General features: G+C 63.6%; 12 protein-coding genes. 7 read left to right on the top strand and 5 right to left on the bottom strand.

Annotated elements, in window-relative coordinates; genetic code table 11:
- Positions 1 to 181: 181 nt before the first annotated feature.
- The 3 genes from LJY25_RS05845 to LJY25_RS05835 form a co-directional block, all read right to left on the bottom strand.
- Positions 182 to 844 carry a hypothetical protein gene (locus LJY25_RS05845; protein WP_227607302.1) on the bottom strand — a complete coding sequence of 221 codons (663 nt, stop codon included), beginning with the start codon at positions 842 to 844 and terminating at the stop codon, positions 182 to 184.
- Positions 845 to 942: 98 nt separating this feature from the next.
- The gene (locus LJY25_RS05840; protein ID WP_227607301.1) at positions 943 to 1,590 is read right to left on the bottom strand and encodes a hypothetical protein; all 648 of its coding nucleotides are present in this window, start codon (positions 1,588 to 1,590) and stop codon (positions 943 to 945) included.
- A gap of 47 nt (positions 1,591 to 1,637) precedes the next feature.
- The gene (locus LJY25_RS05835) at positions 1,638 to 2,261 is read right to left on the bottom strand and encodes a hypothetical protein (RefSeq protein WP_227607300.1); all 624 of its coding nucleotides are present in this window, start codon (positions 2,259 to 2,261) and stop codon (positions 1,638 to 1,640) included.
- 239 nt (positions 2,262 to 2,500) lie between these two features.
- Here LJY25_RS05835 and LJY25_RS05830 point away from each other — a divergent pair, with 239 nt between their 5' ends.
- From LJY25_RS05830 to LJY25_RS05810, 5 genes are all read left to right on the top strand, one after another.
- Positions 2,501 to 3,484, top strand: a complete 984-nt coding sequence (locus LJY25_RS05830) for an AAA family ATPase (protein ID WP_227607299.1) — start codon at positions 2,501 to 2,503, stop codon at positions 3,482 to 3,484.
- 33 nt (positions 3,485 to 3,517) lie between these two features.
- Positions 3,518 to 4,393: a DUF58 domain-containing protein gene (locus LJY25_RS05825; protein WP_227607298.1), complete on the top strand. Its 876-nt coding sequence runs from the start codon at positions 3,518 to 3,520 to the stop codon at positions 4,391 to 4,393.
- A 114-nt stretch (positions 4,394 to 4,507) separates the two neighbouring features.
- Positions 4,508 to 6,067, top strand: a complete 1,560-nt coding sequence (locus LJY25_RS05820; RefSeq protein ID WP_227607297.1) for a BatA domain-containing protein — start codon at positions 4,508 to 4,510, stop codon at positions 6,065 to 6,067.
- Positions 6,064 to 8,250 (top strand): DUF4175 domain-containing protein, encoded by a 2,187-nt coding sequence (locus LJY25_RS05815; RefSeq protein ID WP_227607296.1) that lies wholly within the window; start codon positions 6,064 to 6,066, stop codon positions 8,248 to 8,250. Before LJY25_RS05820 ends, LJY25_RS05815 begins: the two co-directional genes overlap by 4 nt.
- Before the next feature lie 13 nt (positions 8,251 to 8,263).
- Positions 8,264 to 10,060 carry a hypothetical protein gene (locus LJY25_RS05810; protein WP_227607295.1) on the top strand — a complete coding sequence of 599 codons (1,797 nt, stop codon included), beginning with the start codon at positions 8,264 to 8,266 and terminating at the stop codon, positions 10,058 to 10,060.
- Between the two features lie 16 nt (positions 10,061 to 10,076).
- On the opposite strand, the gene LJY25_RS05805 is transcribed toward LJY25_RS05810, so the two are convergent.
- Together LJY25_RS05805 and LJY25_RS05800 are read right to left on the bottom strand one after the other, a co-directional pair.
- A complete protein-coding gene (locus LJY25_RS05805) occupies positions 10,077 to 10,289 on the bottom strand; it encodes a hypothetical protein (protein ID WP_227607294.1) in 213 nt (70 codons plus the stop codon).
- 194 nt (positions 10,290 to 10,483) lie between these two features.
- Positions 10,484 to 10,774 carry a hypothetical protein gene (locus tag LJY25_RS05800; RefSeq protein ID WP_227607293.1) on the bottom strand — a complete coding sequence of 97 codons (291 nt, stop codon included), beginning with the start codon at positions 10,772 to 10,774 and terminating at the stop codon, positions 10,484 to 10,486.
- Positions 10,775 to 10,907: 133 nt separating this feature from the next.
- Between LJY25_RS05800 and LJY25_RS05795 the strand changes: the two genes are divergently transcribed.
- Positions 10,908 to 11,495: an RNA polymerase sigma factor gene (locus LJY25_RS05795; protein WP_227607292.1), complete on the top strand. Its 588-nt coding sequence runs from the start codon at positions 10,908 to 10,910 to the stop codon at positions 11,493 to 11,495.
- A gap of 42 nt (positions 11,496 to 11,537) precedes the next feature.
- Positions 11,538 to 12,698 (top strand): S1 family peptidase, encoded by a 1,161-nt coding sequence (locus LJY25_RS05790; RefSeq protein ID WP_227607291.1) that lies wholly within the window; start codon positions 11,538 to 11,540, stop codon positions 12,696 to 12,698.
- Positions 12,699 to 12,840: the final 142 nt, after the last annotated feature.

The following is a 12,840-nucleotide window of genomic DNA, read 5'->3' as shown; positions in this document are numbered from 1 at the left end:
AAGAAAGGCGAATTCCTGATCATCTGGCTTATGCCCACGGGTTGCTTCCGGCGCCCAGGGTTTCCGTCACCGGACATCAGAACAAGCCGGCGCGGACAGGATTCACACTGCGGCACGCCTGCGCACAACTGCGGCAGCGGCTGAAAAGAAGCGGCCTCTGAAAAGTGCTGGGGCGGAAACCTTAAAACCGCCAGCCTACGCTAAAGCGGCCGTCAACCAGCGCCTTGCCTTCCCTTTGGGGGCTGACCATGATTGTATTACGGCTGTAGCCAAACTTCTCGGGTTCACCGGTCAGCTTGACTTCCCCAAGCGTCTGCCAGCCCATAACACCCAGCGACGTATCGATTACAAGCCCCGAGGCCAGCTTACTCAACGAAAGCAGTACCCCGGTGTGGGCTCCCACGCCGCCGAGGTGGTGTTCGGTACCAAAAAACCCATACTGGCTTACTTTGGCGTGCCGGTAGCCCAGCGTCGGCGCCAGATAAAAGCCGGTGGGAAGCTGTTTTTCAGTAGCCGGGCGGGCATAAACCCGGCCCTGCAGCGAGGCGCCCCACAGACGCTCCTCAGGGTTGCCGCCATTAAGCAGTACTTCCGTTCCAACGCTCCAATGCCGGCTGACTCCCCGCTCGTAGCCCAGCAGCACGGGCATCAGCGTTTTGCGGTTGGATATCAGGTTATATTCAAGGTTGGTGACCAGCAGCCCGGCCATATCTACCCGCAGCAGATTTCGACGGGCGTGCAAGGCTGTTGCGGGCAGCGTAGTTTCCGGGGCGGGTTCCTGAGCAAAGCTGCTCAGTGATGTCAAAGCCAGCAGCGCGCTGCAGCAGTGAGCGAGAAATTTCATAACTGGGTTAAGATTAAAAAGCAAAATGAAACAGGAAACCTGGTCCGGAAGGGCACGGGTTTCAGGGTGTTGTTTTAACCTGGATTAGATACGCTTCCTCAAAAGCGGTAGCCCAGGCCGAGCCGGGCGTCAGGAACCAGGCCAGTACCTCCGATTGGAAGTGGTTGCTCCGGTGAAGCGAGTGGCTGCACCTGCTGATCAGAGCCCAACCGGGTCCAGGCCATTGCCCCGGCGGCGCCATCGAGCACAAAGCGGGCCCGGGCAGCCGGCCCAAGGGGCAGCTGATACCCCAGCAGAAACCCGGCCCCACCGCGGTGGCCCTGGCGGTTGGTGCTGCCCATATACACCACGCGCCGCAGCCGGTAGCTCACAACCGGCGCCACGTAAAGGCCCGTCAGGGGTGCGCGCTCAGCTCCCGTCAGGTAGTAGCGCGCCTGCAAGGCAGCGCCGCTCCCGCGGTCGGGCGTAGACCCGCCTCTGAGGAAACCTTCGGCTCCCAGGCTCCAACGGCCGGTCAGGTGGCGCTCGTAGGAAGCCAGCACCGGGATAGTTACCCCATTACTTTCTAGCAAGGAGTTAATCAGGGTATGTACGGCCGGCGAAAGCACGTCTAGGCGCACCACGTTGCGGTGCTGCTGCTCCGGGCCGGCGGCAGCAGCCTCGGTAGTGGCCTGCGCCCGGGCCGGGCGGAACCCAAGCAGGCCGCAGATCAGCAGCATGGTAAAGAAGAGGTAGTGCTGTTTCATTGTGCCCGCTTTTGCAGATGAACTGATTAATCAGACTTTGGAAAATGTTAAAACTGCACTCCCACGCCGATCCGCGCATCGAAGGCGACGCGTTTGCTGATCCAACGGGACTCGTACTCCTCCCCGGCCGGACGCTCGTTGGCGGGGACGCTGTTCTTAGGCAGCCAGCCCATAAGCCCGGCCGATATATCGAGCACCAGGCGCTGCCCGTGGCGGTTGGTTTCTGTACCGCCCTGCCAGCCCGCGTAGGCCCCCGCCCCCACAGCCCGCACCGTGGCGTAAGGGCCCGACGGCTGGATGCCGGCATCGAAGAACTGAATCTTGCGGTACGACACCGTTGGGGCTACGTAGAAGCCGGAGAGGGGCTTAGGGCCCGAATTAGGTCGGGCATAGTACCGAAACTGCAGCGAGCCGCCGCTACGGCGCTGCTCGGAGTTGCCGCCGTTGAGCAGAATTTCCCCACCCAGGCTGGTTTGCCTGGTCAGCTGCCGCTCGTAGCTGAGCAGTACGGGAAACGCCCAGGGCTTGTCCTCGAACAGATCGAAGTTGATGACGTTTTCAAAAACGGGATTCACCAGGTCGACGCGCAGGATGTTGCGGCCGGCGGACTTCGGAGCCGGCACCTCGGCATCCTGCGCCAGCGTGGTAAAAGCGGGCAGGGATGCAGCCAAAATCAGGAGCAGCCGTTTGTAGGAGGATTGACGGAAACCGGAAACGCAGTTCATTGTATGGGGATCGTGGGATTGTTCAGAAGAATGATTCAAAAGTGCAGGCCCGGGTGGCCTGAGGCAAACCACTTGTCTGAAAAATCAGACTTTTACTCTCCGACTTTTTTTCGGCTTTATTCTGCTCTCAACCGCAAATCCGCTTCTTTCATCAGACTTTACACCTGCTCTCATTTTTGACTTTCGTGACCGAAACCGAGTCCTCTGTCCGTGCCCTGCTGGCGAAGCTGCCCCCGCTGCGCCAGGAAATTGCCAAGGTTATCGTGGGGCAGGAAGCTGTGCTCGACGAGGTACTGGTGGCGTTGCTGGCCGGGGGCCACGCCCTGCTCGAGGGCGTACCGGGGCTGGCTAAAACGCTGCTGGTCCGCACCCTGGCCGCTGCCACCGACCTCTCATTCCGCCGCATCCAGTTCACCCCCGACCTGATGCCCACCGATATTCTGGGCACCGAAGTCCTGGAGGAAGACCATGGCACCGGCCGCCGCTCCTTTAAGTTCAACCCCGGCCCCATCTTCGCCAGCCTCGTGCTGGCCGATGAAATCAACCGGACGCCGCCCAAAACCCAGGCTGCCCTGCTGGAAGCCATGCAGGAAGGGCACGTAACCTATGCCGGACTGGAACACGCCCTGCCCCAGCCGTTCTTCCTGCTGGCCACCCAGAACCCCATTGAGCAGTCGGGCACGTATCCGCTGCCCGAAGCCCAGCTCGACCGGTTTCTGCTGTACGTCCGCATTGGCTACCCTACCGAGCAGGAGGAGCTGGCCGTGCTCAGCGGCACTACCGGCACGGCAACCCCGCAGGTGCGGCCCGTACTGGGCGCCGACGACATCCGACAGCTGCAGCAGCTGGTCCGGCAGGTGAGCCTGAGCCCGGAGCTGCTGGCGTTCGTGAACCGCCTGGTCCGGGCTACGCGACCGGCCACGTCGGACGTGCAGTTTATCCAGGAATATGGCCGCTGGGGCGCCGGGCCCCGGGCCGGGCAGGCCCTGATTTTGTGCGCCAAAGCCCGGGCCCTGCTCCAGGGGCGGTTTGCGGCTACCCTGGAGGATATCCGGGCCCTCGCGCCGGCCGTGCTGCGCCACCGGGTACTGCTGAACTTCAATGCGGAAGCTGAAAACCTGACTGCCGATGATGCGGTCCGGGAGCTGCTGAAAGCCGTTCCGGTATAACCGCCTCAATTCTTAGTTATCAACTACCCGTAAGTGCTGACGCCCGAACACCTCCACGGCTTGCGCAATCTGTCTTTGGCCGCCCGCCAGGCGGTAGAGGGCGCGTTGGCCGGGCAGCACGTGAGCCGGCGGCGCGGCGCGGGCCTCGAGTTCAGCCAGTACCGCCCCTACCAGCCCGGCGACGACCTGCGCCGCCTCGACTGGCGTCTGGCCGCCCGCTCAGACCGGTACTATCTGCGGGAGTCGGAAGTGGATACCAGCCTGACGGTTCATCTGCTGCTCGACGCCAGCGCCTCGATGAACCACCGCGACGACAACGGCCTGACCAAGCTCGAGTATGCCCGTCTGCTGCTGGCAGCCTTGGCTTACCTGGCCGGGCAGCAGGGCGACGCGGTAGCCCTGACCGTGCTGCACCCGGCCGGTCTGCACCACGTGCCGGCCCGCACCGATGCCGGACAGCTGCCGCGCCTGTACCAGGCCCTGGAGCATGCCCAGGCCGGGGGCAGCTTTCCGGATGCCACCCGGCTGGCCCCGCTCACGGCCCGGCGGCAGCGGGGGCTTACGGTGTGCGTCAGTGACCTGTACGAGGAAGCAGGCGAGATTCAGCGGCTGCTGAGCCGGCTCCGGCCGGTAACGGGCGAGATTCTGGTGCTGCACCTACTGGCCCGGAACGAGCTGGACTTCACGTACCGCGGCGCCGTCACCTTCGAAGACCTTGAAACCGGCCGCACCCTGCAGCTCGATGCCGACCAGCAGCGCCGCGCGTATCGGCAGCAGCTGCAGGCCTGGCTTCAAAGCACGGCCCGGCACACCCGGCGTGAGGGGTACGACTATCAGCAGCTGAGCACCGCAGAACCGCTAACCCAGGCTCTCCGCGAGTTTCTGCGCCGCCGGCAGCGTCAACCATGAAAAACCGACCGCTCAGTAGGCAGCCGCCCCAATATAGCCCTGAGTAACTTGTCACCTTTACGGCACCCTGCCCGTCTCACCATCCGCCTTTACGCTTAAATCCGACCCGCGCGCTTGTTTACCCTGCTCAACATATCGGGCCTGCTGGCATTGCTGGGGCTGCTGGTACCGGTGGCCATTCACCTCTGGAACCGTCGTCCGGCCCGGAAGGTGGCCGTGGGCAGCCTGCGCTGGCTGACCGAAGGGGCCAACCGCCGGCTGCGGCAGTTGCAGCTGGAGCAGTTTTTTTTGCTGCTCCTTCGCGCGGCGCTGGTGGGGCTGCTGGCCCTGGCCGCGGCCGCGCCCGGCTGGCGCTTTTATCAGCCCGGCTCCCGCGGCCAGGTGCTGATGGAGCCTGGTCTGCTGCGCCATCCCGGTTTTGAAATGGTACGAGGGCAGCTTGACTCCCTCCGCCGCCGGGGCTACGAGGTGCGGTACCTGGCCCGGGGCTTTCGCCTGATTTCAGCAGCTGCCCGGGCCGCCGACTCCACGGCCGGCCCGTACGTCGACCAATTTCCGACCACCGACACCAGCCTGTTTCTCTGGGCCCGGGCCCGGCAGGCCGCCGACTCTTTCCCCAACCAGCCGCTTCATCTGCTGACGACCTCGGCGCTGCGCAACTTTCAGGGCAGCCACGCGCCCCTACCGGCCCGGGTTACCTGGCAGACCCTGCCGCCCGGCTCAGCGGTATGGCTGCAGTCGGCCGCAGGCTCAGGGCCCGACAGCCTGCGCCTGCTCATCGGACGCAGCTCCCCGACCGGAACTGTTTTCCGTCGACTGAGCGTGAGCCGGCCCCGGGACGGTGGTCTGGTGCGGCTGCCGGGCCTGCCGCCGCTGCGCTACCGCTCCTCTTCCACGGTCGCCACCCTTACACCGGAGCATCCAAACGGCGAAAAAGCTGCCGCAGTCCAGGTGCAGACCAAGCCGCTGCGCATCGGAATTTATGCCGATTCCCAACATGGCCCGGACGCCCGCTACCTGAAAGCTGCGCTGCAGGCGGCGGCCCTGGGCGTTGCCGTGCCGGTGGTTGTGCAGACGTCCCCGAACCCGCCCTTGGTCGCCGATTCGCTGCGCTGGCTTTTCTGGCTGGCCGAGGCTCCGGTGCCGGCGGCCTGGCTTGGGCAGATCGACCACGGGCTGCGCCTGTGGCAGGATGCCCGCGGCCCCGGCCTTCAGCGTCCGGCTCTGCTGGCACTGAACATCCGGCCTGCCGAACAGCCGGTCACGCTGTTTCGCCGCGACACCATGCCGGCTGCCGGGAGCCGGGCGCTCTGGTCCGATGGTTTGGGCCGACCAGTGCTGTCGGTAACTCCTCAGGGAACGGGGGCACGCTACTACTTTCATTCCCGGCTGCATCCGGCCTGGAGCAATCTGGCCGAAAGCCAGGCCCTGCCGGCGCTGTTGCTGTCCCTGCTGCAGCCCGAAGATGCTTCCGGCACCGGACCCGACCAGCGCGCCCTGGACCCGGGGCAGCTGCCCGCTTCTTCCTCACCCGCTGTGAATCCGGCTTCACCACGCTCTACGGCGGAGCTGCTCGACCTGCGCCCCTGGTTTGTGGGGCTGGCGGCGTTGGTGTTTGCCCTGGAACGCTGGCTGGCGCACCGCCGCAGTCAGCCCGTTACGTCTGCTTCATGATGACCACCCGGCAGACCATATCGAACCTCTCCTTTCCCGCTTCGGCTTTGAAAGACATCTGGCGGCAGTGGGCCGGCTGGCAGACGCTGAAGCTGCTGGCGCCCGGCGCGGGGGCTTTTTTGCTGATTGTCCTGGTCGGCTGGCGTTGGCCGGCGCTGCGCTGGGGTGCCGGGCTACTACTGGCGCTGGCCCTGGGCGGGCTGATATTCTGGCTTTACCGGCTGTGGCAGCCTGATCTACACCGGGTCGCCCGTCGCCTGGACCGGCTTTATCCCTCGCTTGAAGATAGTACGGGCCTGCTGCTACGCCCCGCAGCCAGCCTCAACCTCCTGGAACAGCTGCAGCAGCAGCGCACCGGCCAGCAGCTGCAGGAGCTGCGGACCCACCACCGCCCGGTGCTGCCGGTAGCCTGGCGCAACGTGGCTCTTGTGACCCTGCTTTTGCTGCTCGCCAGTGGGGCCGTGGCGCTCTGGCCGACGCCTGCTGCGCCACACTCCGCTCCCGCGCTGCGCCTGCACTTCCCGGATGCGCCTGGCTCCGCTGCCCCCGGGGCTGCCCCTCGTATTCTGTCAACCGTTATTACCGTGACGCCGCCGGCTTACACCCGACAACCGGCTTTTTCCCCGGCTCAGCCCTCGTTTCGGTGCCCGCACGGTGCCCGGGTACGCTGGCTGGTGCGCGTGAGCGGAGCAGGTAAGCCGGCCCCGGTGCTGGAGCTGAACCGCCGTCGGCTACCGCTGCGCCCCGTAGCCGGGCAACCCAATGAGTTTTTTACCGAACAGGTCCTTGCGGCCTCCGCTCTCTACCAGCTGCACTTCGCCGGCCGCCGCTCCGACGACTACGCCATCGACGTTCAGCCCGACCAGGCCCCGGCCATCCGCATCCTGACGCCCAAGCCCTATACGCTGCTTGAGTTCGGCTCCACGCCTACCGTTGCCATCCGCGTTGCTTTGCGGGATGATTACGGCCTGACGCGGGCCCGCCTGTTTATCACCACGGCGCAGGGCCAAGGCGAGGGCGTGAAGTTCCGGGAGGTAAGCCAGGACCTGAGTGCGGGGCTGAGGAACGGCCCGGAGCAGGCGACGCTGACCCGCCGCCTGAACCTGCCGGCGCTGGGCCTCACCTACGGCGACGAGCTGTATTTCTACGTCCAGGCCTGGGACAATGCCGGCCACAGCGCCCGCACCGACGCCTATCTGGTGCAGTGGGAAGATACCACCGTAGCCGACGCGCCTTCCGACCTGGGATTGAGCGTGCAGGTAATGCCGGCCTACTTCCGCAGCCAGCGCCAGATTATTATCGACACGGAAAAGCTCCTGGCCGAACGCAGACAGCTGCCCGCGGCTACGGTAGCGGAGCGGGCCAACACGCTGGGTTTTGACCAGAAAGTTTTACGCCTGCGCTACGGTAAGTTTCTCGGCGAAGAGTCCGAGCAAAGCATCGGGCAGACCACGTCCCCGGCCGATACCAGCCATACCGATGACGACGGCCATGACCACGCGTCACATACTCCTGAGCCTGCCTCCATCGAAGCGCTGCAGGACCCGTACGTGCACAAGCACGAAGACGAGGAAACCGCAGACTTTCTGGAACCAGCCGTAAAAGCCAAGCTGCGGGCCGTGCTGAGCCAGATGTGGGAAGCCGAGCTGCGCCTGCGCACCGTCCGACCCGCCGAGGCACTACCCTTCGAATACCGGGCCCTGCGCCTGCTCAAGCAGGTGCAGCAGCAAACCCGGGCTTACGTGCGCAAGTCCGGATTTGAGCCTCCGCCCTTGTCGGAAGCTACCCTTCGCCTTGGGGGTGAGCTAGCCGGTGCCGCCGCGCCCACTCGTCAGCAAATGCGGCCAGCCCCCTCCCGACAAGAGGCAGTGCGCCGGGCTCTGAGCTGGCTCGAGGCCACCCGGCAGGGTCAGCCCACGCATCCGCCTGACGCGGAGTTGCTCAGCCAGGCCGGGCAGGAGTTGGCACGGGCTGCCCTGCGGGAGCCTGGGGCCTACCTTGGGGCGTTGTCGGCAGTGCGGCGGCTGGAGGCCGAGGTGCGGGCGGGCAAGCAGCCCTGCCCGTCTTGTCAGCCCGCGGCAGTGCGCGCCCTCACCCGGCTTCTGCCGGCAGCTATAGCCGTTCCCCGCCCGGCCCCTGCTCCGGACCGGCTGGGCCGCCGGTACTTCGAGCAGCTGCAGTAACCCGAGCATCCACATGAGTCCTACTGTCACTTTTTTTGCTTTGCTTACCGCTTGCCTGCTGCTTGGCGGGGCCCTGACGGTGCAGGCTTTTCGGCGCCCCCGCCGCCAGCGCCTGCTACCCCGGTTGCTGGCTGGCTGGGTGGCGGTTATTGCCCTCGGGCTGCTAGCCTATCCTCCCTCCCACCGGGCCCTCACCCCCGCTCCGGTGGCTGTACTGCTCACCGACGGTGGCTACTCCATCGATACGCTGCGGGCCCTGCTGCACCGGCTGGGCCCGCAGGCGCGGGTGCTGCGCTACTCCCCCACGGTAGCCTCCGATACGCCGGCGTGCACCAACTTGCTGGCGCTGCGGGAACAGTACCCTCAGCAGCGGATTCTGCATGTGCTGGGCGCCGGTATTCCGGCAGCCGATGTTCCGCTGCTGGGCCCTATGCGGCAACGGCTACATCCGAGGTTATACCAGGGGTTCGAGCAGGCGCATTGGAACCGTTATTTCTCTCTTGGACAAGCCTTACGGGTAGAGGGACGATTTACCAGCCCGGCCACCCGCGGTCCGGTCTGGCTGTATCTGCAGGCCAGCGGGGCCCCGCGCGACTCTGTCCGCCTGGCCGGCGGCACCGGCAGCTTTCGGCTTCGCTACCTGCCCCGGGCAACGGGCGTGTCTGTGTACCACCTTGAAGCCCGCCGCAATGGTCGGGTGCTGGCCAGTGAACCGGTGCCCGTAGAGGTGGTGGGCGCGCCCACCCTACGCGTTTTGCTCCTGGCCAGTGCCCCTTCGTTTGAGTTTCGGTTTCTGAAAAACCATCTGGCTTCGCGCCAGCATACCGTGGCTCTGCGCACGACCATCAGCCGTAACCTGATTCAAAAGGAGTTTCTAAACCAGCCTCCCCACGATGTATCCCGGCTAACCCCCGGGCTGCTGGAACGCTATGATCTGCTCGTTTCCGACGCAGCCGCGCTATCCACTATCAGTGGGAATGAATCAGGGGCGCTGCAAGCCGCAATTCGCCGGCAGGGACTGGGGTTGGTTGTACTGGCTGAATCGTCTTCTCTGCCCCGAACCATACCGGCCGCCACCGACTTCCACCCAACTGCTTCAGCTGATTCAGCGGCTCAACTGCTTACCTGGCCTGATGTTCCAGCCCGGATGCGGGCATCCCTGCCGTATTCGTTGCGCCCCGGCGGGCTGGCCCGGAGCCTTGTGTCCGACTTTCGCCAGCGGACTGCCGTTGCCAGCCGACGTTATGGCCTCGGTACCATCGTTGTATCGATGGTGACGGCTACCTTTCAGTGGCCTCTGGAAAACAACCTCGCTGCCTATGATGCCTACTGGAGCCGACTGTTGACTGCGGCCAGCCGCCCGTCACCCCACACAGCCTCTGGGGCGGTCCTTACGGCCTGGCCTTCCGTGTTGCAGCCCCTCACCCTGCGTCTGGAAGCCCCGGTCACCGACCCTCAGCCCAGGGTAAGACCGTTACACGCTGCCGGCTCATTTGTTCAGCTTGGTCTGCGCCAGGATCAGCGGCTGCCGGAATGGAGCACCGCGCAATACTGGCCCCACCAGCCTGGGTGGCACCTCGTGAGGCAGACGGGCAGCTCCCCCTTTACCTTCTACGTTTTCAGCGCCAAGGATTGGCGGGGCCCGAAAAGCCAGCTAAATCGGGCGGCGGCTCACGATGGGGTCCGACCCGGTAAGCCGGTCGAGGAAAGGGCTATGGTGCAGGAAAAGCAGGTAGCCTGGGATGCGCGCTGGCTGATGCTACTGTTTGTACTGGCTGCTGGCTTTTTATGGCTGGAAGAAAAGCTTTAGCCGGCTTAGCCCAGCCCTAATACCGGATGTCCGGGTGCCCGTTCAGCAGGGCATCGTCGTCCTCGCCCACGGCGTAAGCCCCGATAATGACCACCGGCGGACCCATGCTTTGCGGTGGCGCCCAGGGTTTCGGCTCAGGCTCGACAGCATCCTCCCGGCGCTGAACCGGGGTGGCTAATGGAAGGTCGGACGAGTTGGAGCGGGGCAGGGCTGGCTTGGTAGAAGACACCGGATAAAACAAATAGACGTGTAGCAGGACCGTATCCCGTCCTTATCTTAGCAGTTTGCAATAATGCATTCTGCAAATTTAATATTAAATTAATGACATAAATTTTTTTTATTTCAGCTAAAACAGAACAGCCCGCCTTCCAGTACGGAAAGCGGGCTGTCGGAATAGCACAGTCGGCTCAGGCCGACGGGCAATTAGTGCTGCTCGGTGGTAGCAGTCGTGGTGGTCGTGCTGCTAGCAGCAGGAGCCGTGGTGGTAGCACCAGCAGCATCCGTAGTCGTAGTAGCACCGGCGTCGGTCGTGGTAGCGCCAGCCTCAGTGGTAGCACCAGCTTCGGTCGTGGTGGTCATCGAGTCCGTGGTCGTGGTGGTAGCGGGAGCTTCCATGGTCGTGGTCTCGGTGGTCTCGGTCGACTTCGACTCGCACGAGGTCAGAGCAGCGGCGAATACGAAGGCCAGAGCGGATACTTTCAGGAGGTTTTTCATGATTGGTGTTGTGTTGAAAAGAAAGTCAAAAAGCTCCCTTCATACCCAGGTCATCGTAAGGTAACCCGACAGTAGAAAAAAATATTCAGGCGGGTTACCCTGCCTGACATCATGGTATTAACGAGCAAAACGAATGGGTAAGGGTCAACCTTCCTACACGGATGAAGAGTTTGTGGCGGCAATTCGCCGCGGCGACGACCGGGCCCTGGCCCAGCTCTACCGGTTGCACCAGCCGATGATTTCGCACTTTGTGCTGCAGAACAGCGGCACCGAGGACGAAGCCAAGGATGTATACCAGGAGGGCGTGATGGTGTTCTATGAGAAGATCCGCGAAGGCTCCCTGGAGCTGAGCTGTCAGATCAAGACCTACCTCTACGCCGTGTGTCGCCGTCTGTGGCTGAAGCGCCTCGCCGAGAAAACCCGCTTTGGCGGCCGCATCGACGACCACGAGCCCTTTCTGGAAACCGGGGCCGAAGAAGACCTTATGGTGGCCGAGGAGCGCGACCGCCGCTTTGCCACCATGGCCGAAGCCCTGAACCGCTTGGGGGAGCCCTGCCGTTCGCTGATTGAAGGATTTTACCTGCTGGATAAGTCTATGCAGCAGCTTACCACGGATTTCGGCTACACCAACGCCGATAACGCGAAGAATCAAAAATACAAGTGCCTGGTACGGTTGAAGAAGCTCTTCTTTACCTCCTACAAGGAAGAAGAGTCTTACTAAGCCAAGTCAGGGAAATACCCGGGGTTAAGTCCCCAACGAGCTATGATGACGGAAGCAGACTATTATGCTTTGTTCGAAGCGTACCGGGTGGGCCAGCTGCCTGCCCCGGCCCGCGCCGACCTGGAGCGCCGCTTAGCGGCGGATCCGGATTTTGCTTTGCGCTTTGCCGAGTTCGAAGAGCTGACCGGCACGCTGAATGCCTATGGGCATCGGATGGCCACGCGCCGCAAGCTGCGTGCTATCCAGGCCGAGATGGATCAGGAGCAGACCGATATAGCCCCGGCCGCACCCTTCGAAACCCAGGCTCCCCAGCCCATGCTGCGTATCTCCCGCACCGAACGGCGGCTGCGCGAGTTCTGGAGTGCCCACCGGGCCACGGTGGCCGTGGCGGCATCGGTAGCTTTTCTGGCCGTGATGGCAACCCTGTTTGGGGTCGAGCTGTGGCGCGCTTCCGTCAAGCAGCCTTCGCTGTACGGCTACACCGTACTCCGCCGCGAGGTAGAGCGCATCAAGCGCAACCAGCGCGCGATGAACCGCGCCATCAACCAGATTGATGGTACTAAGCCGGCCGAGGAAGTCAACCAGGGCAAGTTCAGCGGTACCGGCTTTGCCCTGACGGCTGATGGCTACCTCGTGACGAGCTACCACGTGATTCAGGGCGCTGACTCCTTACTGATTGAAGACAAAAACCACCAGGGCTACCACGCCGAGCCGGTCTTCACCGACGTAGCGCACGATCTGGCTATTCTGCGCATCAGGGACCGTAAGTTCACCGGCTTTGGCCGCCTGCCCTACGCCTTTAAGCGGGGTCAGTCGGACCTGGGCGAGAAAGTGTACACGCTGGGCTACCCCCGCGAGGACCTCGTGTACAACGACGGCTCGCTGAGCGCCCGCTCAGGCTTCGAGGGCGATACGGCCTTTTACCAGATTTCCATCCCGGTGAACCCCGGCAACAGCGGCGGTCCGCTGCTCGACGACCGCGGCAACCTGATCGGGGTAGTAAGCGGCCGGCAGGCCGACGCGCAAAGCGCCGCCTTTGCCACCAAGTCCTCGTACCTGATGAAATTGGTAGACTCGCTGTCAGCTGCCAATGCCGGGGGCGCTTACCGCCTGCCCCGCACCAACGTACTAGCCGGTGCATCCCGCCCCCAGCAGCTGCGCCGCCTGCAGGACTTCGTGTTCGTAGTGAAAGTATACGAATAGTCCCAGCCGAGCTTTGCCTGGCTTTGAAAAGCCCTGCCCTCACCGGCGGGGCTTTTTGCTTTTATTCACCTCAACCCCAGTTAATTCCCCCATAACAGCTACATAGGAAAGTATTCTCGGCAACCGCATTAGACTTTGTTAA

Origin of the sequence: Hymenobacter translucens, from assembly GCF_020685205.1 — a bacterium.
Classification (GTDB): domain Bacteria; phylum Bacteroidota; class Bacteroidia; order Cytophagales; family Hymenobacteraceae; genus Hymenobacter; species Hymenobacter translucens.
The sequence above is the reverse complement of the archived record's forward strand: the minus strand, read 5'-3'. Positions and strand labels throughout refer to the sequence as shown.

What these genes read in the sequence shown, in the direction of transcription:
- LJY25_RS05845 (WP_227607302.1), bottom strand. Translation starts at nt 844, where the DNA reads ATGAAATTTCTCGCTCACTGCTGCAGCGCGCTGCTGGCTTTGACATCA.
- LJY25_RS05840 (WP_227607301.1), bottom strand. Translation starts at nt 1,590, where the DNA reads ATGAAACAGCACTACCTCTTCTTTACCATGCTGCTGATCTGCGGCCTG.
- LJY25_RS05815 (WP_227607296.1), top strand. Translation starts at nt 6,064, where the DNA reads ATGATGACCACCCGGCAGACCATATCGAACCTCTCCTTTCCCGCTTCG.
- LJY25_RS05810 (WP_227607295.1), top strand. Translation starts at nt 8,264, where the DNA reads ATGAGTCCTACTGTCACTTTTTTTGCTTTGCTTACCGCTTGCCTGCTG.
- LJY25_RS05800 (WP_227607293.1), bottom strand. Translation starts at nt 10,774, where the DNA reads ATGAAAAACCTCCTGAAAGTATCCGCTCTGGCCTTCGTATTCGCCGCT.
- LJY25_RS05795 (WP_227607292.1), top strand. Translation starts at nt 10,908, where the DNA reads ATGGGTAAGGGTCAACCTTCCTACACGGATGAAGAGTTTGTGGCGGCA.
- LJY25_RS05790 (WP_227607291.1), top strand. Translation starts at nt 11,538, where the DNA reads ATGATGACGGAAGCAGACTATTATGCTTTGTTCGAAGCGTACCGGGTG.